The 21,752-nt window shown below is 66.2% G+C and carries 20 protein-coding genes, 1 tRNA gene and 1 pseudogene; 9 read left to right on the top strand and 13 right to left on the bottom strand.

Going from position 1 to position 21,752, the window contains the following annotated elements; all coding sequences use genetic code 11:
- From CHB74_RS21800 to CHB74_RS19960, 3 genes and pseudogenes are all read right to left on the bottom strand, one after another.
- Positions 1-80: pseudogene (locus CHB74_RS21800) on the bottom strand (IS5/IS1182 family transposase); the annotation flags it as partial.
- Positions 81-275: 195 nt separating this feature from the next.
- Positions 276-812 carry a hypothetical protein gene (locus tag CHB74_RS19965; RefSeq protein ID WP_089221253.1) on the bottom strand — a complete coding sequence of 179 codons (537 nt, stop codon included), beginning with the start codon at positions 810-812 and terminating at the stop codon, positions 276-278.
- 167 nt (positions 813-979) lie between these two features.
- Positions 980-1,249 carry a DUF3297 family protein gene (locus tag CHB74_RS19960; RefSeq protein WP_089221252.1) on the bottom strand — a complete coding sequence of 90 codons (270 nt, stop codon included), beginning with the start codon at positions 1,247-1,249 and terminating at the stop codon, positions 980-982.
- A gap of 130 nt (positions 1,250-1,379) precedes the next feature.
- On the opposite strand from CHB74_RS19960, the gene CHB74_RS19955 reads away from it, so the two are divergent.
- Both CHB74_RS19955 and CHB74_RS19950 read left to right on the top strand, forming a co-directional pair.
- Positions 1,380-2,678: a metal-dependent hydrolase family protein gene (locus tag CHB74_RS19955; protein WP_089221251.1), complete on the top strand. Its 1,299-nt coding sequence runs from the start codon at positions 1,380-1,382 to the stop codon at positions 2,676-2,678.
- 157 nt (positions 2,679-2,835) lie between these two features.
- Entirely contained in the window at positions 2,836-3,357 is a 522-nt protein-coding gene (locus CHB74_RS19950) for a CHAP domain-containing protein (protein WP_089221250.1), read from the top strand.
- Positions 3,358-3,363: 6 nt separating this feature from the next.
- Here CHB74_RS19950 and CHB74_RS19945 read toward each other — a convergent pair whose 3' ends face one another.
- The 3 genes from CHB74_RS19945 to CHB74_RS19935 are packed head-to-tail and all read right to left on the bottom strand — an operon-like array spanning position 3,364 to position 7,244.
- Positions 3,364-4,230 (bottom strand): alpha/beta hydrolase, encoded by an 867-nt coding sequence (locus CHB74_RS19945; RefSeq protein WP_089221249.1) that lies wholly within the window; start codon positions 4,228-4,230, stop codon positions 3,364-3,366.
- Positions 4,231-4,257: 27 nt separating this feature from the next.
- The gene (gene gltX, locus CHB74_RS19940) at positions 4,258-5,592 is read right to left on the bottom strand and encodes a glutamate--tRNA ligase (protein WP_089221248.1); all 1,335 of its coding nucleotides are present in this window, start codon (positions 5,590-5,592) and stop codon (positions 4,258-4,260) included.
- Positions 5,592-7,244, bottom strand: a complete 1,653-nt coding sequence (locus CHB74_RS19935; protein WP_089221247.1) for an NAD+ synthase — start codon at positions 7,242-7,244, stop codon at positions 5,592-5,594. Before CHB74_RS19935 ends, gltX begins: the two co-directional genes overlap by 1 nt.
- Positions 7,245-7,369: 125 nt before the next feature.
- Here CHB74_RS19935 and CHB74_RS19930 point away from each other — a divergent pair, with 125 nt between their 5' ends.
- Positions 7,370-8,305 (top strand): ribose-phosphate pyrophosphokinase, encoded by a 936-nt coding sequence (locus tag CHB74_RS19930; protein ID WP_089221246.1) that lies wholly within the window; start codon positions 7,370-7,372, stop codon positions 8,303-8,305.
- Between the two features lie 75 nt (positions 8,306-8,380).
- Here the strand turns inward: CHB74_RS19930 and CHB74_RS19925 are convergent, their stop codons facing one another.
- Genes CHB74_RS19925 through CHB74_RS19915 form a run of 3 tightly spaced genes read right to left on the bottom strand, consistent with a single transcriptional unit; the run spans position 8,381 to position 10,730 of the window.
- Positions 8,381-8,881, bottom strand: coding sequence for a L,D-transpeptidase family protein (locus tag CHB74_RS19925; RefSeq protein WP_089221245.1), 501 nt, complete (start codon positions 8,879-8,881; stop codon positions 8,381-8,383).
- A complete protein-coding gene (gene ribA / locus CHB74_RS19920; protein WP_089221244.1) occupies positions 8,878-9,939 on the bottom strand; it encodes a GTP cyclohydrolase II in 1,062 nt (353 codons plus the stop codon). Before ribA ends, CHB74_RS19925 begins: the two co-directional genes overlap by 4 nt.
- Positions 9,936-10,730, bottom strand: coding sequence for an exodeoxyribonuclease III (locus CHB74_RS19915; protein ID WP_089221243.1), 795 nt, complete (start codon positions 10,728-10,730; stop codon positions 9,936-9,938). Before CHB74_RS19915 ends, ribA begins: the two co-directional genes overlap by 4 nt.
- A 127-nt stretch (positions 10,731-10,857) precedes the next feature.
- On the opposite strand from CHB74_RS19915, the gene CHB74_RS19910 reads away from it, so the two are divergent.
- Entirely contained in the window at positions 10,858-11,661 is an 804-nt protein-coding gene (locus CHB74_RS19910; RefSeq protein ID WP_089221242.1) for a hypothetical protein, read from the top strand.
- A gap of 214 nt (positions 11,662-11,875) precedes the next feature.
- Here CHB74_RS19910 and CHB74_RS19905 read toward each other — a convergent pair whose 3' ends face one another.
- Entirely contained in the window at positions 11,876-12,541 is a 666-nt protein-coding gene (locus CHB74_RS19905; RefSeq protein ID WP_089221241.1) for a LolA family protein, read from the bottom strand.
- 85 nt (positions 12,542-12,626) lie between these two features.
- Complete coding sequence (locus CHB74_RS19900; protein WP_089221240.1) at positions 12,627-14,975, bottom strand: FtsK/SpoIIIE family DNA translocase; 2,349 nt, start codon at positions 14,973-14,975, stop codon at positions 12,627-12,629.
- A 157-nt stretch (positions 14,976-15,132) separates the two neighbouring features.
- Here CHB74_RS19900 and CHB74_RS19895 point away from each other — a divergent pair, with 157 nt between their 5' ends.
- From CHB74_RS19895 to CHB74_RS19885, 3 genes are all read left to right on the top strand, one after another.
- On the top strand, positions 15,133-16,365 hold the full coding sequence (locus CHB74_RS19895) for an FAD-dependent monooxygenase (RefSeq protein ID WP_089221239.1): 1,233 nt from the start codon (positions 15,133-15,135) through the stop codon (positions 16,363-16,365).
- 72 nt (positions 16,366-16,437) lie between these two features.
- A complete protein-coding gene (locus CHB74_RS19890; RefSeq protein WP_089221238.1) occupies positions 16,438-17,406 on the top strand; it encodes a glycosyltransferase family 2 protein in 969 nt (322 codons plus the stop codon).
- Positions 17,406-18,137, top strand: a complete 732-nt coding sequence (locus tag CHB74_RS19885) for a class I SAM-dependent methyltransferase (protein WP_089221237.1) — start codon at positions 17,406-17,408, stop codon at positions 18,135-18,137. The genes CHB74_RS19890 and CHB74_RS19885 overlap by 1 nt, the downstream gene beginning before the upstream one ends.
- Positions 18,138-18,181: 44 nt before the next feature.
- Here the strand turns inward: CHB74_RS19885 and CHB74_RS19880 are convergent, their stop codons facing one another.
- Positions 18,182-19,231, bottom strand: a complete 1,050-nt coding sequence (locus CHB74_RS19880; protein ID WP_089221236.1) for an acyltransferase family protein — start codon at positions 19,229-19,231, stop codon at positions 18,182-18,184.
- 331 nt (positions 19,232-19,562) lie between these two features.
- Here CHB74_RS19880 and CHB74_RS19875 point away from each other — a divergent pair, with 331 nt between their 5' ends.
- Both CHB74_RS19875 and CHB74_RS19870 read left to right on the top strand, forming a co-directional pair.
- Entirely contained in the window at positions 19,563-19,898 is a 336-nt protein-coding gene (locus CHB74_RS19875) for a hypothetical protein (RefSeq protein WP_089221235.1), read from the top strand.
- Between the two features lie 117 nt (positions 19,899-20,015).
- Positions 20,016-20,798 (top strand): SDR family NAD(P)-dependent oxidoreductase, encoded by a 783-nt coding sequence (locus CHB74_RS19870; protein WP_089221234.1) that lies wholly within the window; start codon positions 20,016-20,018, stop codon positions 20,796-20,798.
- Positions 20,799-20,918: 120 nt separating this feature from the next.
- Here CHB74_RS19870 and CHB74_RS19865 read toward each other — a convergent pair.
- Positions 20,919-20,992: transfer RNA gene (locus tag CHB74_RS19865), tRNA-Gly, on the bottom strand.
- Positions 20,993-21,752: the final 760 nt, after the last annotated feature.

The following is a 21,752-nucleotide window of genomic DNA, read 5'->3' as shown; positions in this document are numbered from 1 at the left end:
CCGCGCTTACCCTTGCGGCCGCCCGGAACAAACTCTCGCAATCGCTCCCACTGATCGTCCCGCAGCACTTCCCCTTCCACGCCAACCTCCAAAAGCCAGCGTTGAATCAGAAATCCAGTCCAACGTGAATCCCTAAAATGTCACTACAGCCTAAGCTCTTTGTTTGCCGCGCTTTCCGAGTCAGCAGGTGATTCCACCTGCTTGGAAAGCGCTGTAGAACAGGCCGGCGTCACGGCGGAAACCGGTGGCGGCCGATCAGTCGGTCGCCACCGTCGCTACAGGGTCACTTTCTCCACCCATTCCGGGTAGAAACTCGGCCCCCGGCCCGACCAGCCTGCCGCCGTCGCGGCGGATTCGCTCAGCGATTGCAGCAGGATCCGCCGTCGTTCCGGGTGGAGGTGGGGCAGCGCCGCCGCGCCGCAGAAGGCCGCGGGGAGCCAGGGCCGCACGTCCGGCCCGAGCAGGCGTTCGTAGAGGAAGCGATAGGCGCCGAAGCCGGGCAGCCGATCCTGCCCGAGATCGAAGGCCGAAATGATCAGGAGCGGCGTGAAAAAGGGCTCGACGGCGTCGAGGCCGCTATCGTCGGGGATCAGCGCCCGGATAGGATCGAGCCGTTCATAGACGCGGATCTGGGCGCGGATGCTCGCCGCCTCGACCATGTCGCGCGACCAGCGCTCCATCGCATTTTCGCGATCGAGGCCGATATCGAGCGATCGTCGGATATAACGCTGGGTGCCTGCGGGAAAGCTCGCGAATTCCTTCATCTCGGCCAGCGCCATCGCGCCATCCGCCGGTCTCGCCTGGGTGCCCATAAGACCATCCCCCCTCGAACCTGAAGCCTAGGAGATACGGATCTTGCGCCCGGATGGTTTCCGGGCGCTTAACCCGATCTGCCCGCATCGCGATGGGAGCATGTTTTTTGTTGCGGCGCAACAACGCGGACCGCGCGCTGCGCCGAAACGACTGAAAGCGGAGTCGATCAGTTCTCCGTGGCGGCTTCGCCGGCATCGGCGATATCGCGATAATAAGGCTCCACCGGCCCGCTCGCCTTCACCGTCATCGGGTTGCCGAACCGATCGCGCGAATTGCCGACGGCCATCCGCACCCAGCCTTCGGAAACGCAATATTCCTCGACATTGGTCTTTTCGGTGCCCTTGAACCGGATACCGACGCCGCGCTGGAGCGCATCGGCATCGAAATAGGGGCTCTTGGGGTTGGTCGACAGACGATCGGGGGGCGTATCGGACATATTGCGCGCCTTTGCTGCGTAAACGGGGGTTCACCGCGCCATAGCCGGGGCCGACGCCGCTTTTCAATCCGCAGCCGACATGCTTGATGCGTCCCACGACAATTCAGAACGATAAGGGGGTCTTTCGATCATGCGCGCTCTTTCCATCTGCCTGCTCGCGCTCGCGCCCGTCCCCGCCATGGCCGCGATCGCGCCGGGCGATACGGTGATTCACGCCGGCACCTTGCTCGACCGGCCGGGCCAGGCGCCGCGCCGCAACGCGACGATCGTCGTCCGCGCCGGCAAGGTGGTGGAAGTGACCGACGGCTTCGCCCCTGCCCCGGCCGGCAGCGACCTTATCGACCTCAAGGACCGTTTCGTCCTGCCCGGCCTGATCGACTCGCACGTCCACCTCGAATCCGATCGCGCCGGCAATGAAGGGCTGTTGGCGAGCTTCACCGAAGGCGCGCCGCTCCACACGCTCGAAGCCGCGTGGAATGCACGCAAGACGCTCGACGCCGGTTTCACCACGGTGCGCAATCTCGGCGATTCCGATGGCGCCACGCTGGCGCTGCGCGATGCCATCGCGCGTGGCTGGGCCGTGGGGCCCCGGATCGTGGATGCGGGCCAGTCCATTTCCACGACATCGGGCCATATGGACGGCCGGCTCGGCCTCAACGACGATCAGCGGCACCATATGGGGGCGCCCGAAAATCTGTGTGACGGTGCCGAAACCTGCCGCCAGGCGGTGCGCGCCCAGATCGGCCGTGGCGCCGACGTGATCAAGATCGCCACCACGGGCGGCGTCAACAGCCGGATCGGCGCCGGTCTCGGCAAGCAGATGTTCGACGATGAGGCGCGGGCGATTGTCGAGACCGCGCATCTCTACGGCAAGAAGGTGGCGGTCCACGCCCATGGCGCCGACGGCATCGCGCTGGCGCTGGAGGCGGGCGCGGATTCGATCGAGCATGGCACGCTGCTCGCCGATCACGAGATCGCGCTCTTGAAGAAGACCGGCGCTTATTATGTGCCGACGCTTTCGACGGTGAACGGCTATATCGAGCGGCTGGCGGCCAATCCCGGCGCCTATCCGCCCGATGTGCGCGCCAAGATCGAATGGCGGATTTCGATCACCGGAAAGTCGCTGGAAAAGGCGGTGCCGGCCGGCGTGAAGATCGCGTTCGGCACCGATGCCGGCGTGTCCAAGCACGGCCGCAACGCCGACGAGTTCGAACTGATGGTAAAGCACGGCATGACCCCGATGACCGCGATCGTCGCAGCGACCACCAATGCCGCCGACCTGCTGGGCCTGAAGGATCAGATCGGATCGATCGAGCCGGGCAAGGCCGCCGATCTGATCGCGGTGGCGGGCGATCCGCTTGCCGACGTGACGGTGCTGAAGCGCGTCGGCTTCGTGATGAAAAGCGGCGATGTGGTGAAACGGGATTAAGCCCCGGCAACGGGAATGCGGGCGGGTTGCGCCGCTGCCACTCAACTTGTCGAAGGCAGGGCGCAGTCCACCGCAAAAGCTTACCGATGTTAACTTTCTGGTCTTTCCGCGCCGCACAAAGACCGCCTAGCAAGGCGACAGGGACGCGGGGATCACGATGAAGCGCAACACTTTCTGGGCCGGTTTGGCCGCGATGCTGCTGGCATCGATGACGCTGACGGCGACGCCGGCGGCGGCCCAGAGCCAATATTGGCAGTGTGCGCCCTTCGCCCGCATGTTCTCCGGCATCCAGCTATTCGGCCGCGCGGCCGACTGGTGGGCGCAGGCCGCCGGCAAATATCAGCGCGGCCAGACGCCCAAGGTCGGCTCCGTCCTGTCCTTCCGCTCCTTCCGCGCCATGCCCGCCGGCCATGTCGCGACGGTGAGCCAGGTCGTCGACGCGCGCACCGTCAAGCTGACCCACGCCAACTGGTCGCTGATCAACGGCCGGCGTGGCCAGGTCGAACATGACGTGACCGCGATCGACGTCTCGGAAGCCGGCGACTGGAGCAAGGTCCGCGTGTGGTGGGGCCCGACCAAGAGCCTCGGCATGACCGCCTACCCGACCAATGGCTTCATCTACGCCGCCGCCGACGCTGCCAAGGCCCTCGTCGCCACCGGCGCATCGCTCGCCGACTGACAGCCCTCAAGGCAGGCGCATCGTTCGTTCCAGGAAAGAACGAATGCGTGCCCGATAGGCAGTGTCCGATAATTGGCATATCTCTGCGTGATCGCCTTGCGGAGTCAGCCATAATTCGCGGTGGCCGTTAACGGCCGCAAAGAGCGCACGGCTTTCGGCGGGTGGCGTCGATCGATCCAACTCGCCGCCGATGACGAGCACGGGCCCGCGATACCCCCCGACAGCATCCAACGGCGACAATCGATCAGGCCAAACGCCAAAGCGCAGCGGGGCCTGAAAGCTCAGGAACGGTTCAAGCAGATAGGCCGGAGCAGTCGTCAAGCGGCTTGCGATGCGATTTCGGATCGCAAGCCGGATATCGGGATAGACGGCTTGAAGAATCAAGGCATCGGCGGGCAGGGGGCCACCCTCGCCAATCAGGGCAGCCGCGCCGCCAAGCGAAATGCCAATCACGGCGACCGGCGCATCATTCTGACGGCGCTTGAGCCACTCGAATGCGGCACGCGCATCGCGCGCCTCCGTGAAGCCGAAGGTTCGCGACGCGAGGCTCGATTGCCCGTGCCCTCGAAAATCGATCGCGAGCGTCGCATAGCCCAGACTGTGGAGCCAGGCGGCGTTGGTTGCCAGCGCGTCGCGCGATGCGTCCACACCGTGAAGCAACAGGACTGCCGGCGAAGTATCGTTGCGGCCGGGCGCAAACGTGGCTGCAATTCTGATTCCGTCCGAGGTGAAGAGGGCGATATCTTCCGAAGGATGCCTCGCTGGCGCGACGTTGGTATTGTGCCCCTGCACCATGATTGACCCGGCAAACCAGCTCACAGCCAATCCCGCTACAAGCGTGGCAACGAAGGCCATGGCCAGATTGCCCGGCACGGCGAGACGCCTCGCGCGCGCTAGCAATCAGCCAGCCGCCGCGCGCAGGCGCGCCAAAGCGCGGTCGCGGCCGATGAGGGGGAGCAGCGCCGCCATGTCGGGGCCGTGATCGCGGCCGGTGAGCGCGTGGCGGAGCGGCAGGAACAGCGCCTTGCCCTTGCGGCCGGTCTGATCCTTGAGCAGCGTCGTCAGCGATCGCCAGGGATCGGAACCCCAGTCGATATGTTCTGCCACGCTGGCGGCTTCGGCCAGGAAGGCGCGGTCCTCGTCGGTTTGCGGCGGCACCGCCACCGGGCCTTCCACCACGCTCCACCAGTCCGCCGCCTCGGTTATGGTGGCGAGGTTGGGGCGGATGGCGTGCCATGCGGTCGCGTCCATGCCCGCGGGCAGGCGATCGGCGACATCCTGATAATGCAGGCGATGGATGACGCGGGCGTTAAGCGCGGTCAGTTCGTCCATGTCGAAGCGCGCGGGCGCGCGGCCGAAGCGATCGAAGCTGAAGGCGTGAAGCAGTTCGGCCGCCTCGGCCACCGGCTCCACCGGATCGCTGGTGCCGATCCGCGCGAGCAGCGCGAGCAGCGCCAGCGGCTCGATCCCCATGTCCCGGAAGGAATCGCAGCCGAGCGCGCCGAGCCGCTTGGACAGCTTGCCCTCGCTGCCGACCAGCAGCGCTTCATGGGCGAAGGCGGGCGGCGTGGCGCCGAGCGCGGCGAACATCTGCAATTGCAGCCCGGTATTGGTGACATGATCCTCGCCGCGCACGACATGGCTGACGCCCATGTCGATATCGTCGATCACGCTGGGCAGCATGTAGAGCCAGCTGCCATCGGCGCGGCGGACGACGGGATCGGACAGCAGGGCGGGATCGAAACGCTGCGGCCCTCGGATCAGATCATCCCATTCGATCGGTGCGTCATGGTCGAGCCGGAAGCGCCAATGCGGCGTGCGCCCTTCCGCCTCGAACGCCGCGCGTTCGGCATCGGTGAGCGCCAGCGCCGCGCGATCGTAAACCGGCGGCAAACCGCGCCCCGCCAGGATCTTGCGCTTGAGGTCCAGCTCCTGCTGGGTTTCATAGGCCGGATAGACGCGGCCCGCCGCGCGCAGCCGCTCGAACGCGGCTTCATAGAGCGCGAAGCGGTGCGATTGCCGCTCCTCGCCATCGGGAACGAGGCCGAGCCAGCCGAGATCGGCGCGGATCGCATCGACAAAGGCCTCGGTCGACCGTTCGGCATCGGTATCGTCGAGCCGGAGGAGGAAACGGCCGCCCTGCTGGCGCGCGAACATCCAGTTGTGGAGCGCGGTGCGGATATTGCCGACATGCAGGCGCCCGGTGGGCGAAGGGGCGAAACGGGTGATGATCATCAGATGGACCGGAAAGCGTTGGTGATCGGATAGCGGCGGTCGCGCCCGAAATTGCGGGTGCCGAGCTTGACCCCCGGCGGCGCCTGCCGGCGCTTATATTCGGCGATGTAGAGCAGCCGTTCGATGCGGGCGACGGTATCGCGATCGAAACCGCGCGCGACGAGATCGGCGACGCCCAGTTCCTCTTCGACCAGCCCGTGCAGGATCGGATCGAGCACGTCATAAGGCGGCAGCGAATCCGAATCCTTCTGGTTGTCACGCAGCTCCGCCGTCGGTGGCTTGGTGATCACATTTTGCGGCATCACCGGCCCGTCGGGGCCGAGGCCGAGCGCAGGCGCGTTGGCATTGCGCCATTCGGACAGCGCGAACACCGTGGTCTTATACGCGTCCTTGAGCACCGAATAGCCGCCCGCCATGTCGCCATAGATCGTGGCATAGCCGACCGACATCTCGCTCTTGTTGCCGGTGGTGAGCAGCATGTGGCCGAACTTGTTGCTGAGCGCCATCAGCGTCACGCCGCGAATGCGCGACTGGAGATTTTCCTCGGTCAGATCGCGATGCCGGCCGGCAAAGGCATTGGCGAGCATGGCATCGAAGGCGAGCATCGCCGGTTCGATCGCGATCGTATCGAGCTTCACGCCCAGCATCCGCGCGCATTCGGCGGCATCGGACAGGCTTTCGTCGCCGGTGAAGCGCGACGGCATCATCACGCACCAGACGCGATCCGGCCCCAGCGCGTCGACGGCGACGGCGGCCGAAAGCGCGCTGTCGATCCCGCCCGACAGGCCGAGCACGACGCCGGGGAAACGGTTGCGGTTCACATAGTCGCGCAGGCCGATCATCATCGCATGGTAGAGATCGGCAGGCGCGGTATCGAGCGCGTGCAGATCGCCCGGCAGGCAGGCCCAGCCCGCATCCTGCCGCTCCCAGACCGTCAGCGTCTCGGCGCTTTCCCAGTCGGGCAGCTGTACGGCGACCTGGCCGTCGGCATTGACGATGAAGGACGAGCCGTCGAACACCAGTTCGTCCTGCCCGCCGACGCGGTTGAGATAGGCAAGCGGCAGGCCGGTTTCGGCGACGCGCTTGCGGACAAGGGTGAGGCGCAGATCATCCTTGTCGAGTTCATAGGGGCTGCCATTGGGCGACAGCAGCAGCTCCGCGCCTGCCGCCTTCAACTGTTCGACGACCTTGGGGAACCAGATATCCTCGCAGATCGGCACGCCGATGCGGACACCGCGAAAGTGGATCGGTTCGGGCGGGGGGCCCGGCTGGAACAGGCGCTTTTCGTCGAAGGTGCCGTAATTGGGCAGTTCATGCTTGCGGATCATCGCCGCGACCGCGCCGCCATCCAGCAGCGCCATCGCATTGTAGAGGCCGTCTTCAAGCTGGATGACAGTGCCGACCAGCATCGCCGGCCCGCCATCGGCGGTGGCGGCGGCCATGCGCTGCAGCTGATCATGCGCGCGCGCGATCAGCGCGGGCTTCAGCACCAGATCCTCGGGCGGGTAGCCGATCAGCTGCAATTCGGGGAACAGGATCAGATCCGCTTGCGGCCAGCGTTCGCGAACCGCCAGCATGGCATCGGCATTGGCGACAAGATCGCCCATGCCCTGATTGAGCTGGGCGAGCAGGATGGAAAGGCGCGTCATCATAAGCCCTCGCTTTAGGACCGGATCGGCGGAACGGCCAGTGCCGCCGTGCCGTTCCTATGCACGCCCCCTTCCCCCCGGCGCAGGACGGGACTAAGAGGCGCGCAATCACGGCAGCGAGGACGAAGATGAAACTACTAGCCGGCAATTCCAACCTGCCGCTGGCGCGAGCAATCGCGGCATATCTCGAAATTCCCCTGACCGAAGCGAGCGTGCGCCGCTTCGCCGACGAGGAAGTGTTCGTCGAGATCCACGAAAATGTTCGCGGCGAGGACGTGTTCGTCATCCAGTCGACCGGCTATCCGGCGAACGACAACCTGATGGAATTGCTGATCTGCATCGATGCGCTGAAGCGCGCGTCGGCCAAGCGGATCACCGCCGTCGTCCCTTATTTCGGCTATGCCCGTCAGGACCGGAAGCCCGGCCCGCGCACGCCGATTTCGGCCAAGCTGGTCGCCAACCTGCTGACCACCGCTGGCGCGAATCGCGTGCTGTCGGTCGATCTGCACGCCGGCCAGATCCAGGGCTTCTTCGATATCCCGACCGACAACCTCTATGCCGCGCCGGTGATGTCGGCCGACATTCAGGCGCGCTTCGCGGGCAAGAATCTGATGGTGGTTTCGCCCGACGTGGGCGGCGTGGTGCGCGCCCGCGCGCTGGCCAAGCGCCTCGAAAACGCGCCGCTGGCGATCGTCGACAAGCGCCGTGAGCGCGCCGGCGAGTCGGAAGTGATGAACATCATCGGCGACGTCGCCGGCCGCTTCTGCATCCTCGTCGACGATATCGTCGATTCGGCGGGCACGCTGTGCAACGCGGCGGCCGCGCTGAAGGAAGCCGGCGCGGAAGATGTGGTGGCCTATGTCACCCATGGCGTGCTTTCGGGCGGGGCTGTCGCCCGCGTCGAAGGCTCGCAGCTGCGCGAACTGGTCATCACCGATTCGATCGGCGCGCCCGATGCGGTGGCCGCGGCCGAAAAGATCCGCCACCTCACCATCGCACCGCTGCTCGCCGAAGCGATCAAGCGCATCGCGGACGAAAGCTCGGTCTCGTCGCTCTTCGATTGAGATCGGCCCGATCACGGGTTCAGGCGCCGCTCCGGTCAAGGCCGGGGCGGCGCTTTTCGATCCGGGGCTGAGCGGTCAGGCGATGCGGATGCCGTCGCCGGGGCGCAGCGCGGGCAGCAACGCCAGCAAATCCGCCTTGGCAATGGCGACGCAGCCTTCGGTCGGCTTCGCATCGTTCCAGCAATGGAGGAAGATCGCGCTGCCCAGCCCCGGCTCCGGCGGCGCATCATTGTGGCCGAGCGTGACGATCACATCGTAAAGTTCATCGTCGCGCCACAACCGCTCGGCCGAAAAGGGCCAGGGATGGCGGACGGCGCGGTTGTAGCAGGGGTCGGCCACATCGTCCGACCAGCCATCATCGGCGCGGATCCAGCGCCAGGGCAAGATCATGCCCGGCGGCGGCGCGGCCCGGCCGGGGCGGAACAGCACCGTGCGGATCGGCCAGCCGCCCAATGGCGTCATGCCATCGCCTTCGCGCTTGTCGGCATGCGCGCAGGCGCCCGAACGGCCAATCGCGCAGGCGATCCGGCGATCGCCGAAGCTCAGTATCCGCGCGGCGGTATCGACCGCGATCAAAGCTGGTGCCCGGTGCGATCGCGCTTGGTGTCGAGATAAGCGCGGTTATGCGGATTGGCTTCCATCTTGTGCGCCACCCGTTCGACCACGGTGACGCCGGCGGCTTCCAGCCCGGCCACCTTGGCGGGATTGTTGGTCAGCAGGCGAACCTTGTCCTGCCCCAGCAGGGTCAGCATCCGCGCCGCCACGCCGAAATCGCGGGCGTCGATGTCGAAGCCCAGCCGCACATTGGCGTCCACCGTATCATAGCCCTGATCCTGCAGCGCATAGGCGCGCAGCTTGTTGACCAGGCCGATGCCCCGCCCTTCCTGACGCAGATAGAGCAGGATGCCCCAGGCCGAATCCGCGATCTCGTGGAGCGCGGCGTGGAGCTGCGGGCCGCAATCGCATTTGAGCGAACCGAGCACGTCGCCGGTCAGGCATTCGCTGTGGAGGCGGACGAGCGGCGGCGTGCCATCGGGGCTGCCGATGACGAGCGCGACATGTTCGGCGGCGTCGTCGGCATTGCGGAAGGCGACGATCTCGCTGTGTTCCGCCGCCTCGACCGGCAGACGCGCGCGCGCCGCGATGACCAGCCGGGCCGGCGCGTCCTGTTCGGCGATCGCGTCGGCCGAAACGGTCACGTCGCCCGCGCCGTCATCGAGCACGAAGAACGCGGGCAACAGCCCGGCGAGCCGCGCAAGGCGCAGCGCCGCGGCGGCAGCCTGCGGGGCGAAGGTGGGGACGGCGCGATAGGGCCCCTTCAACGGCGTGGCGAGATCGAGCGCGGGATCGGCGAGCGACACCGCCGCCGGCAGATCGAGCCAGGGCGCGCGCTCGATACGCACGGCGGTGCCCGGCGTCGCGGCATCGCGCTGGTTGGCGAGCTTGAGCGTCGCGGCCCGCCCGCTCGACAGCAGGACATCGGCCTTGCCGGCGGCATCGAAGGCCGCGAGCCGCGTGTCGTCCGCCGTTTCGATCGCCAGCACCGCGATCGTGCCGTCCGCGCCCGCGATGCGGACGGGCCAGCCCCGGCGCAGCGCATCGAGCGCGTGGGCCGCGGCGCGCAGGTCGCTCAAAATGCGAACTCCGTGACGAGCGGGATGTGATCGGACGGCTTCAGCCAGCTGCGGCAGCCTTCCAGCACGCGATGCGCGGTCGCCTGCTTCGCCACGGCGGGGCTCGCCCACATATGATCGAGCCGGCGGCCGCGATCATTGGCGGTCCAGTCCTTCGAACGATAGCTCCACCAGGTGTAGAGCCGCTGCGGCGGCGGCACGAAGTGGCGGCCGAGATCGACCCAGTCATGGCTCTGCTGAAGCCGAGTGAGCGCGGCCACTTCGATCGGCGTGTGGCTGACGACGTCGAGGAGTTGCTTGTGGCTCCAGACGTCGCATTCGAGCGGCGCGATGTTGAAATCGCCGACGATCACCGTCGGTTCGGCCAGCACTTCCGACCAGCGCGTCATCCGCTCGACGAAATCGAGCTTCTGGCCGAATTTGGGGTTGAGCGTGCGGTCGGGAATGTCGCCGCCGGCCGGGATATAGACGTTTTCCAGCCGGATGCCGTTGGGCAGGCGCACGCCGATATGGCGCGCCTCGCCATTATCCTGCCAGTCGTGGCGGAGATCCTCGTCGAGCGGCAGCTTGCTCAGGATGGCGACGCCGTGGTGCATCGGCTGGCCGTTCAGCACCTGATGGACATAGCCCAGCTTGCGAAAGGGATCGCCGGGAAAGATCGTGTCGACGACCTTGGTTTCCTGCAAACACAGGATGTCGGGCTGTTCCTCGGTCAGGAAGCGCGTGACGATATCCATCCGCGCGCGCACCGAGTTGATGTTCCACGAAGCGATCTTGAGCGTATCGGCCATGGGGGCGATGTAGCGAGCGCGAGGGCGCAACGCCAGCCGGCGACCATCTTCATGGCCGCAAACCGCTATGCACTCCGCCCAAAGGTGATAGCTTCGCCGTGTTATCAGCGATTTGGGGAACGATCGTATGAAGCACAGCCCCGCTATTCTTGGCCTTGCCGCCTTCGTGACGACATCGGTCACCAGCCTTCCCGCCCGGGCCGAGACGCCGGGCGACGTGCGCGATCTGGTGGGGGCCAGGGCGGCCGGCGGCGAAACCCAGCTCGAGGCGCGGGGCTACACCTTCGTCCATGTGACGAAGGGGGAAGACCGGACATGGGCCAATTGGTGGAACCGCAGCAGCAAGCAATGCCTCACGGTCGTCACACTCGACGGGCGCTATGCTTCGATCACCAAGTCCCCGGCGCCCGATTGCGGGCAGAAGAGTGGCGGCAACAGCGATGGAACGGCGGCGGCCGTGGCGGTGGGCGCCGCCGCGCTGATCGGCGTGCTCGCGCTGTCGCACAAGTCGCACAACCATGACGACAACAAGCATTATGCCGACAGCCAGTCGGAAGCCGATTATGAGCGCGGCTATCGCGATGGACTCTACCATCAGGATTATCACAATTATTCGCGCAGCGACCCTTATTCCACCGGCTATGCGGCGGGTGTCCAGCAGCGCAATAACGAGACGTCCTACCGGCCCAACAGCTCGCGCGGGGGCTATGGCGAATATGTGAACCTGTCCGACATCGTCTATCAGGATTGGGGCTGGGCGCAGGGCGAACTGCCGCGCCGCGGCTTCCGCCAGGTCGATCGCGGCTCCAATCCCGACGGCGGGCACACGGCCTATTACTGGAACGGCAACACCCGCCAGTGCGTGGCGATCGCGACGCGCAGCAGCAAGGTGACGGACGTCACCACGGTCAAGAACCACAACTGCAACTGACGCGGCCGCAACTGACGGGGGCCCAGAAAAGGTATGGCCCCTGCTCCGGGGGCGTGGAGCAGGGGCCGACCTTGCGTTCGTCACGCGAAGGCGGGACGTGGATCAATGCGGCACGGGCAACAGGGGGAAATCCCGTGCGGCTCTCCACGACCGCTTGATGGTGTTTACGCGCCTGAAGCTGTCGCCTCGATGAATGGAATTGTCAGCTTCGGGCCTAGCCGCGCGGGCCGCGCGGGCGCGGATCATTCCATTGGAACGCCTTGTCGCTAACCGCGACGTTGAAGGCCTGATTCGACAGCTGAATCGTCGACCGATTATTTTGCGCGTCGATCACCGTCCAGCCGCGCAGCATCAGCCCCGCCGGGGCGGCGGCCGATCGCGAGAAGACGATGGTGATCGTGCCGAATTCAGGCCGCTTGGGATCGCGCGCCTGCACGGTGAGCAGCTTGGGATCGCCGCTCGGCACCACCTTGGCAAAGCGGCTGAGATCCTTGGACGGGTTGAGCAGCACCGACAGCGGCGAATCGCCGATCGGCCAGCGCGAAACCTGCTTCACCTGATAATCGATCATGGTGAGCGCCTTGCCGTCACCGACGACGAGCAGCGGCACCCCCTTCTGATATTGGAAGCGGATACGGCCCGGCCGTTTCAGGGTGAGCGTACCGGTCAGCGTCTTTCCGTTCCGGTCGGTCTGCGCGAACGACGCGGTCATCGTGTTGACCGACTTCAGATGGGCGGAAACCTGCCCCAGCGGATCCGTCGCCTGGGCCACGGCCGGCGCCGCCAGCGGGTTCGCGCCGATCAGGGCAGCCGTTGCGAGCGGCGCAGCGGCCAGCGCGAACAGGAACGGGCGGATCATGCGTTTCTCCGGATAATTCATTGGGCAAGCGTTACGGCCGGGGGATTGAACGGCCTGTGAACCGGACGGTTGCGTGAGCGTGCCGCCCGGCCCCCATGCCGCGATCCTAGCCCAGCCGTCGCCCGAAATCGGGCAGGTCGCCGATATCGAGCAGCACTTCGCGCCGGCCGACATGATCGGGCTGCGAGATGACGCCGTCCTTTTCCATCCGCTCGATCAGGCGGGCGGCGGAATTGTAACCGACGCGCAGCTGGCGCTGGAGCCAGCTGGTCGAAGCCTTGCGGTTTTCGACGACGAGCTGGACGGCGCGGCGATAATCCTTGGTCTCGGGGTCGTCGGGGCCGGTGGGCGCGCCTTCGAGCTCATAGGATTCCAGCGGCTCCTCGGTCACCGCGTTGATATATTCGGGCGTGCCCTGCGCCTTCCAGTGATCGGCCACGGCGCGCACCTCATCGTCGGAAACGAAGGGCCCGTGGACGCGCGCGATCTGCTTGCCGCCGGGCATGAACAGCATGTCGCCCTTGCCGAGCAGCTGTTCGGCACCCTGTTCGCCAAGGATGGTGCGCGAATCGATCTTGGAGGTGACCTGGAAGCTGATCCGCGTCGGCAGGTTGGCCTTGATCACGCCGGTGATGACGTCGACCGAGGGGCGCTGCGTCGCCATGATCAGGTGGATGCCGGCCGCGCGCGCCTTCTGCGCGAGCCGCTGGATCAGGAATTCGACCTCCTTGCCGGCGGTCATCATCAAATCGGCCAGTTCGTCGACGATGACGACGATCTGGGGGAGGATCTCATATTCGAGATTCTCCTCCTCATAGATCGGCTGGCCGGTCTCGGCGTCATAGCCGGTCTGCACGCGGCGGGTGAGCGGCTTGTTCTTCGCCTTGGCGGCGCGCACCAGTTCGTTGAAACTGGCCAGGCTGCGGACGCCAACCGACGCCATCATGCGATAGCGGTCCTCCATCTGCTCGACCGCCCATTTAAGCGCGCGCACCGCCTTTTGCGGTTCGGTGACGACCGGGGAGAGCAGATGGGGAATATCGTCATAGACGCTGAGTTCCAGCATCTTGGGGTCGATCATGATCATCCGGCACTGATCGGGCGTCAGCCGGTAGAGCAAAGAGACGATCATGCAGTTGAGCCCGACCGACTTGCCCGAGCCGGTGGTGCCGGCGACGAGCAGATGGGGCATCGGCGCCAGATCGTGGATCACCGGATCGCCAGCGATATTCTTGCCCAGCACCAGCGGCAGCGCGCCGCCCTGCTGTTCGAATGCGGCGCTGTCGATCAGTTCGCGCAGCACCACCGCCTCGCGCACCTTGTTGGGCAGTTCGATGCCGATCACCGTGCGGCCGGGGATGGTGGCGACGCGGGCCGACAAGGCGGACATGTTGCGGGCGATATCGTCGGCCAGCTGGATGACGCGGCTCGCCTTGATGCCGGCGGCGGGCTCCAGTTCGTACATGGTGACGACGGGGCCGGGGCGCACCTCGACGATGCGGCCCTTGACGTGGAAATCGTCGAGCACGGTTTCGAGCAGGCGGGCGTTGCGCTCCAGCCCCGCCCGGTCGATCGCCGGCCCGGCCGATGCCGGCGGTTCGGCAAGCAGCGACAGCGGCGGCAGGACATAGGTGTCGCCCAGCGGCAATTGCTGCTGGTTGGTGCCCTTGCGCACCTCCTTGGGCTGCGGGCGGCGTTCCGGCTCCTTGATCGTCGGGCCGGGCAGATCCTCGTCCTCGTCCGCCTGCTCGATCCGCGCGCGGGGCGGCGGGGCGGCTTCGCGGATCCTGGCCGGCGGACTTGGGCGCAAGGCCGCGCGGGCGGGCAACGCATCGTCGCCCTCATCCCCGTCACCGCGTTCGCGGCGGCGGAACAGCCAGCTCCGTTCGCCGGCTTCGAGGCCAAGGCCCCAGATCCAGATGGCGATGCCGCCGGCGCCGAACAGCAGGATGCAGCCGACGCGCAGGCCGCCGACCCACATCGGATCCTGCACGAGGCCGATCAGCGAATCGAGCCCGCGCGCCAGCATCAGCCCGGCCGCGCCGCCCCAGCCGGCCGGCAAGCCCGCGACGGAGCCGCCGCGCAACAGCGACAGGGCGATGCCGAGCAGCAGCAGCCCGACCACGCAGAGGCCGAGCGAGCGTTTCCACTTGCCGACGGTGGCGCCGCGCCACAAGCGCAGCCCGGCGATGATGCCGATCGGCAGCAGCAGCGCGGCCGGCGGCCCGAACAGGCTGAGCAGCAGATCGGCGACCCAGGCGCCCGGCGCGCCGAGGATATTGCCCACCTCGCCACCGGCGGCGGTGTTGAGCGCGGCGTCGGTCGGCTGGTAGCTGGCCAGCGCGAAGGCGAGCATCAGCATCAGCCCGAGCAGGCCCAATGCCGTCCCCATCGTTCCGCTGCGCCGGACGACGCGGCGCGCCGTATCCCGCCACACAGGTTGTTCCATCGCCATGCCGTTCGCTTGATGCCCCCGCCCGCCAGAAACGCTGGCGTGCCTGAAATGTTCTGATGCCGGACAATGCGCCCGCCGGGGAGTCCCGGTCAAGCATAGCCGCCGCAACTCATCGAGAGCGGTGGCGCATGTCATCGACACGGGCTAACAGGCGAACATGGAAAGCGCGGATTTCAACGGCGATGTCATCATCCTTGGCGGAGGGCTGGTCGGGCTGACGCTCGCGATCGCGCTCGACGCGCACGGCCTGCGATCGGTGGTGATCGATCCGGCCAATCCCGAGGCGACGCTGGCGGCGGGCTTTGACGGCCGCGCCTCGGCCGTGGCGAGCGCGCCATGGCGGATGCTGCAGGCGATCGGCGTCGGCGCCCGGCTGGAAGGCAAGGGCTGCCCGATCGAAACGATCCGGGTGACCGACGGGCTGACCCCGCGCGCCCTGATGTTCGAACCCGGCGAGGAGGACGGCGCCGTCGGCATCATGTTCGAAAACCGCCTGTTGCGCGTCGCGCTGCGCGAAACCGCGCTGGCGGCGAAGAACATCACCTTGCTGATGCCGGCGCGGCCGGCCGAGGTGACGCGCGACGCGGCCGCCGCGCGGGTGACGCTGGCCGATGGCCGGACGGTGCGGGCGCCGCTGCTGATCGGCGCCGAAGGCCGCCGGTCCCCGACGCGCGAGGCCGCCGGCATCCGCATCGCGCACTGGCGCTACAACCATGCCGCGATCATCGGATCGGTGACGCACGAGCGCCCGCACGGCGGCGTGGCGCATGAAATCTTCTATCCGCAAGGCCCGTTCGCGATCCTGCCGCTGCCCGACGATGCCGAAGGTCGCCATCGTTCGGCGATCGTGTGGACCGTCGAGGAAAGTGCGGCGCCCGCGATGCTCGGCCTGGGGCCACGCGCCTTCGCGGCCGAGGCGAAGAACAAGATGGGCGGCCTGCTCGGCGAGCTCGAACTCTGCTCGCCCTTGTCGAGCTACCCGCTCGGTTTCCACCACGCCGCCTCGATCACTGGCGAGCGGCTGGCGCTGGTGGGCGATGCCGCCCATGGCATCCATCCGATCGCGGGTCAGGGCCTCAATCTCGGTTTCCGCGATGTCGCGGCCTTCACCGAAGTGCTCGTCGAAGGCGCGCGGCTCGGCATGGATCTGGGCGATGCGCAATTGCTCGCCCGCTATGAACGCTGGCGCGCGCTCGATACCTTCATGGTCGCGGCGTCGACCGACGCGCTCACCCGGTTGTTCGGCGTTCCCGGCCGCACCGCTTCCGCCGTCCGCCGCTTCGGCCTCAACGCGGTCGAGCGGATCGCGCCGCTGAAGCGCCGCTTCATGGCCGAGGCGCGCGGTGAAACCGGCAAGCTGCCCAAGCTGTTGCAGGGCATGCGCGTCTGATCGCGCGGCCGCCCCTGTTCTAGCGCGTCGCGACCCGCTATTGCGCGGGCGACACCCTTTGGAAAATCCCGCATGTCCGCTTCCCCCACCGGCCCACGCCTGTCGGTAATCGTGCCCGTCAAGGACGAGGAGGCCGCGATCGGCCCGTTCGTGGCGCGGGTCGGCCGCGTCCTCGATGGCCTCACCGAACCGGATGGCGCGCCGCTGGCGTGGGAAATCCTGTTCGTCGATGATGGCAGCGGCGATGGCACGCTGGCGGCGATCATGCAGGCGCATCAGGCCGACCGGCGGATCAAGGCGCTGTCGCTGTCGCGCAATTTCGGCAAGGAAGCGGCGCTTTCGGCCGGGCTCGACAATGCCCATGGCGATGCCGTCGTGCCGATCGACGTCGATCTGCAGGATCCGCCCGAGGTGATCGGCGACATGCTGGACAAGTGGCGGGACGGCCATGAGGTCGTCTATGGCGTTCGCCGCGACCGGCAGACGGATTCGCTGCCCAAGCGGATGACCGCCGATCTTTATTATCGCGCGCATAACTGGCTGTCGTCGGACAAGATTCCCGAACATGCCGGCGATTTCCGCCTGCTCGACCGCAAGGTGGTCGAAGTGATCAAGGTGATGCCCGAGCGCAACCGCTTCATGAAAGGCCTGTTCGCCTGGTCGGGCTTCCGTCAGGCGGCGGTGGAATATGACCGGGCCGAACGCGCGGTGGGGACCACCAAGTTCAATTACTGGAAGCTGTGGACGCTGGCGATCGACGGCATCACCTCCGCGTCGACCGTGCCGCTGCGCGTGTGGAGCTATCTCGGCGCGCTCGTCGCTTTGTTCGCGCTGATCTATGCGGGCTTCGTCTTCGTGCGCACCGTGCTCTACGGCGCCGATGTGGCGGGCTATCCATCGCTGATGATCGCGACGCTGTTTCTGGGCGGCGTGCAGCTGCTTTCGCTGGGCGTGCTGGGCGAATATGTCGGGCGCATCCTGGTCGAGGTGAAGCATCGGCCGATCTATGTGATCCGCCAGCGGATCGGGGACGAAGCCTGATGGACCGCGCAATCTATGACCGCATGGCCGAAATCGACGGCGCGCACTGGTGGTTCGTCGCGCGGCGGCGGATCATCGCCGAACTGATCGAGACGCAGGCGAAGCCCAAGCCCGGCGCGCGCATTCTGGAAGTGGGCTGCGGCACCGGATCGAACATTCCGCTGTTGCAGCGTTACGGCACGGTCGACGCGATCGAACCCGACGATCAGGCGCGGGCGCTGACCACACAGCGGACCGGCGTGGCGGTCAAGGGCGGCCTGCTGCCCGACGGCGTGGCGCTGGACGACGGCGCTTATGACCTGATCGTGCTGCTCGACGTGCTGGAACATATTCCCGGCGATCGCGCGGCGCTGGCGTCGCTCACCGCCAAGCTGGCGCCGGGCGGCAAGATTCTCGTCACCGTGCCGGCCTCACCCTGGATGTGGAGCGCGCATGACGTCGCCCACCATCACCAGCGCCGCTACACCATGGCGGCGGTGAAGCGCGTGTTCGCCGATAGCGGGCTCAAGGTGCGCCATGCCACCCACTTCAACACGCTGCTCTTCCCGTTGATCGCCGCGGCGCGGCTGGCCGGCAAGATCAGCGGACGCGAAGGCGGGGATGACACCATGCCGCCACGACCGCTCAACCGCCTGCTCGGCGGGCTGTTCGCGGCCGAACGCCATTGGATCGGCCGCCACAGCCTGCCCTTCGGCGTGTCGATCGGGCTGGTCGCCGAACCGGCAAACTAAGAGCTTAGGGCATCCGCGCGGGCGCAGTCGGATCGGAAACGGCTCTAGGCGCTGAGCCGGCCGGAAGGCAGGCGTTTCGGCTTGATGCCGAGCAGCAGCACCGCGCTCCATTCGCGCCGCGTCGCCCAGTGGTGCAGCAGGATCGGCGCGATCAGCCCCATGCTGGCGCTGGCGAAGAACAGCAGCGGCACCTCGCGCACGCCGATCAGCAGCAATGCCTCGCGCGTGCCGGCGAGGAAGAATATGTGCCAGAGATAGATCGTATAGGAATAGCGCCCGATCGTTTCGAGCCACGTGATGCGCGGCGATAGCGCCAGCAGGGCGACGCAGGCGGCGCTGCCGCAGATGAAGGCGGGAATGCCGTCGCGGGCAAGCTTGTCGGTCAGGCCGAGCAGGCCCGCTTGCTGCCATATCATGATCGCCCCGGCGATGGCGAGCGCCGCGAATCCGCGTTCGGGGCGCAGGCTGTCGATCGAACATTGCGACAAGAGCAGGCCGAACAGGAAGAAGGGCAGCAGATAGAGCGCCTGTTCGAGCGAGAAGGGCGCGGCGACCTGGGTCGTGGCGGACAGCAGGGCGGTCGCCGCGACAAGAACGGCGAGCATCATGGTCGAAGGGCGCGCGAACACATCGGCGATCGCGATGAAGGCGAACACCCAGAGCAGCGCCTGCAGGAACCAGAAATGTTCATAAGCGTGCGTCAGCGCATAGCCGAGCGTCACGCTTTCTTCCCCCATCAGCGAGCGGATCGACCAGGTGAGGATCGTCAGCACGATGAGCGGGATCGCCAGCCGCCGCAGCTTCTTGACCGCAAAGGGTTCGAGATGGGCCCGGTCAACCCGCAGGCGGCCGTAAAGCAGGCCCGACAGGATGGTGAAAACCGGCATGCGAATGAGCGCGAAACTGTCGGTCGCATAATGCCACGCCGAATCCGCCGGCAGCTCCAGCCCGCGCGCCGGCGAATTGCCGACGACATGATAAATGACGAGCAGCAGGCAGGCGAGCCCGCGCACAGTATCGAGATTGGCCGGCAACGCGGCCGCGATCGATGGGGAAGGAAGGGCCAGGCCGATAGACCGATCCGGCGATGGCATAATCAATGGCTCCCGCGCAGCGGCCCCCCCGCTCGCCTGAACCCCGTTCACCCCGATGGTCCAGCCGGAAGGCTCAACGCACGAGGCGGCACATAGTGGCCTTTTCGCAGGTGCAAAAAAAGATGTCAGAGACGGAACGACATTCCAGCGCGGTCAGCACCGTCATTGCAATCTTCGCAACGGCCCGGGTGCGCTGGATGCATGGGCCGCTCGGGGGTGATGCAGGCCCGCTTTCGGGGATTCTCCCGATTGCGGCATGGACGATCGCAGATGATGGTTTGTTGCGCCGCCGGATCGTCTGCCGGTGCGGCTGAGGGAGGTCGGTATGCGAATGGCGATGCTGATGATGCTTGGTTTCTGCCTGGCGGCCCCGGCCATGGCACAGGACGCGGCGCCCGCGCCGGCGCCCGCTCCACAGGGTGATGCCCGCACCGTGGCGACGCAAACCTGCATGGCCGAAGCCGAAAAGCGCAAGATCGAGCTTGGCGCCACGGCGATCACGCTGCGCGAAGTGAACGACACCGACAAGAAGAGCGACGATGTCGCCGGGGTCGAGGCATCGGTGAACGTCGTCAAGACGGACTCCAAGGGCAAGACCAAGACCAGCAAGAAGAAATTCGAATGTGCCACGCGCGAAGGCGTCGTCACCAAATTCGAATGGAAGTGATCGACGCCGGATCGAGCGCAAAGCGGCCATCATGGCACCGCGCCGTGCGGCTTTGCGTATTGTAACCGCTTCGGCCGCGCATTAATCCGGCGCCTCATTTCATGGAGGCACGGGAAGATGCGGCGGCTGGAAAACAAGGTGGCGATCGTGACGGGCGGCGCCCGGGGCATTGGCGAAGGCATCGTCCGTCGCTTTGTCGAGGAAGGCGCGCGCGTCGTGATCGCCGATCTGCTCGAGGCCGAAGGCCGGGCGCTGGCCGCCGAACTGGGTGACGTCACCGCGTTCGAAACGCTCAACGTCACCTCGCGCGCCGATTGGGACCGGGTGATCGCGGCCACCGAAGCGCGCTTCGGCAAGGTAGATTGCCTGGTCAACAATGCCGGCATCCTGATCTTCAAGGCGCTCGACGATCTGACCGAGGAGGAGATGCGCCGGATCATCGAGGTCAACCTGCTCGGCACGATGATCGGCACGCAGGCGATCGTCCCAGCCATCGAACGCGCCGGGGGCGGCACGATCATCAACATGAGCTCGGCGGACGGCATCTCGGCCGCCAACGGCCTGTCGCCTTATTGCGCGTCCAAATTCGGCGTGCGTGGCTTCAGCCAGTCGGTCGCTCTGGAACTCGGCCCCCGCGGCATCCGCGTCAACACCATCCATCCAGGCGGCATCTATACGCCGCTGGCCAACCAGGCGGGTGTCACGCGCGAGATGTTCGACATGGGCTTCAAGATCTATCCGGCCCAGCGCGCCGGCGATCCCGCCGACATCGGCGCGGCCGCCGCGTTCCTCGCGTCCGATGATGCGCGCTATTGCATCGGCACCGAATTGTCGGTCGATGGCGGCCTCAACGCCGGCCATTATTACATGGCGGTGCCGGGCGCGCCGAAGCTCGGCTGACCGGAACGGGCCGGGATGCGGTGCATCCCGGCTCCCGCACGGCCGCCATCCGCTGGCCATGCGACAGATCGAAATTCCGGGAAAAAGGCCGCGCCTGCGGGCGCCTGTCCAATGGGGCAATGGAGCGGGTAACGGGGATCGAACCCGTATCACAAGCTTGGAAGGCTAGTGCTCTACCATTGAGCTATACCCGCAATTTCAACCACTTATCGGCTGAAAGCTCCGAAAGTTTACAATTTCGAAGCTTGTGATACGGCTCCTGCCCATTGTTTTCTCCGTCGTCAACCGAGGATTTATCGCCGAAACGCGGAGGGGCCGGACCGTTTGCTTAGGCTCCCTGGACGCAGAAAGCTGACGGTCGGGACCGCGACATTGCCTACGTTGCCTGATGCCCACCCGCAGGCGATGATCAGCGCTACGATAATCAGGGAGGCTTCCGGCATGAGAAGTATGTTTGGGATGCTCGTTGCTGTCGCAGCGGTCGGTTGCGATTCTCCCGAAACCGCAGGGCAGCGTTTCGACAAAGTAGTTTATCGTGTGCGCGAAGCAGAGAGGTCGTGCAGCATCGAACGGGAACGGGCTTCCGTGAGCCTCACCGCTAATGATCGGATTGAAACCAGACTGAGCATTCATCTGGGATGTCCCGGTACAAAGCTTTCGAAGTGCCTCACCACCTACAAAGCTCAACACAAGCTCAGCGATTACGACTTTCCGCTCAGGCCAAGCATAGGTGGATGTGGTGGAATGGAGTAGTTGCGTCGCTTGATGCAAACTAATGGAAGTTCCCTCTTAGCTGCTGCAGGTCCGTTCGAGCTTCCAAACGACTAATGCAAAGAAGCTCGCTGCAATTAGAACGAACTGAACCGCACCGGGTTTGCCGGAGGCTCCGGGGTTTAAGTTACGCGGCCATGGGTGTGTCGTCGAGCATGGCGTAGTATTGCTCTTCGGCTTCAG

The organism is Edaphosphingomonas laterariae (assembly GCF_900188165.1).
Classification (GTDB): Bacteria; Pseudomonadota; Alphaproteobacteria; order Sphingomonadales; family Sphingomonadaceae; genus Sphingomonas_E; species Sphingomonas_E laterariae.
The sequence above is the reverse complement of the archived record's forward strand: the minus strand, read 5'-3'. Positions and strand labels throughout refer to the sequence as shown.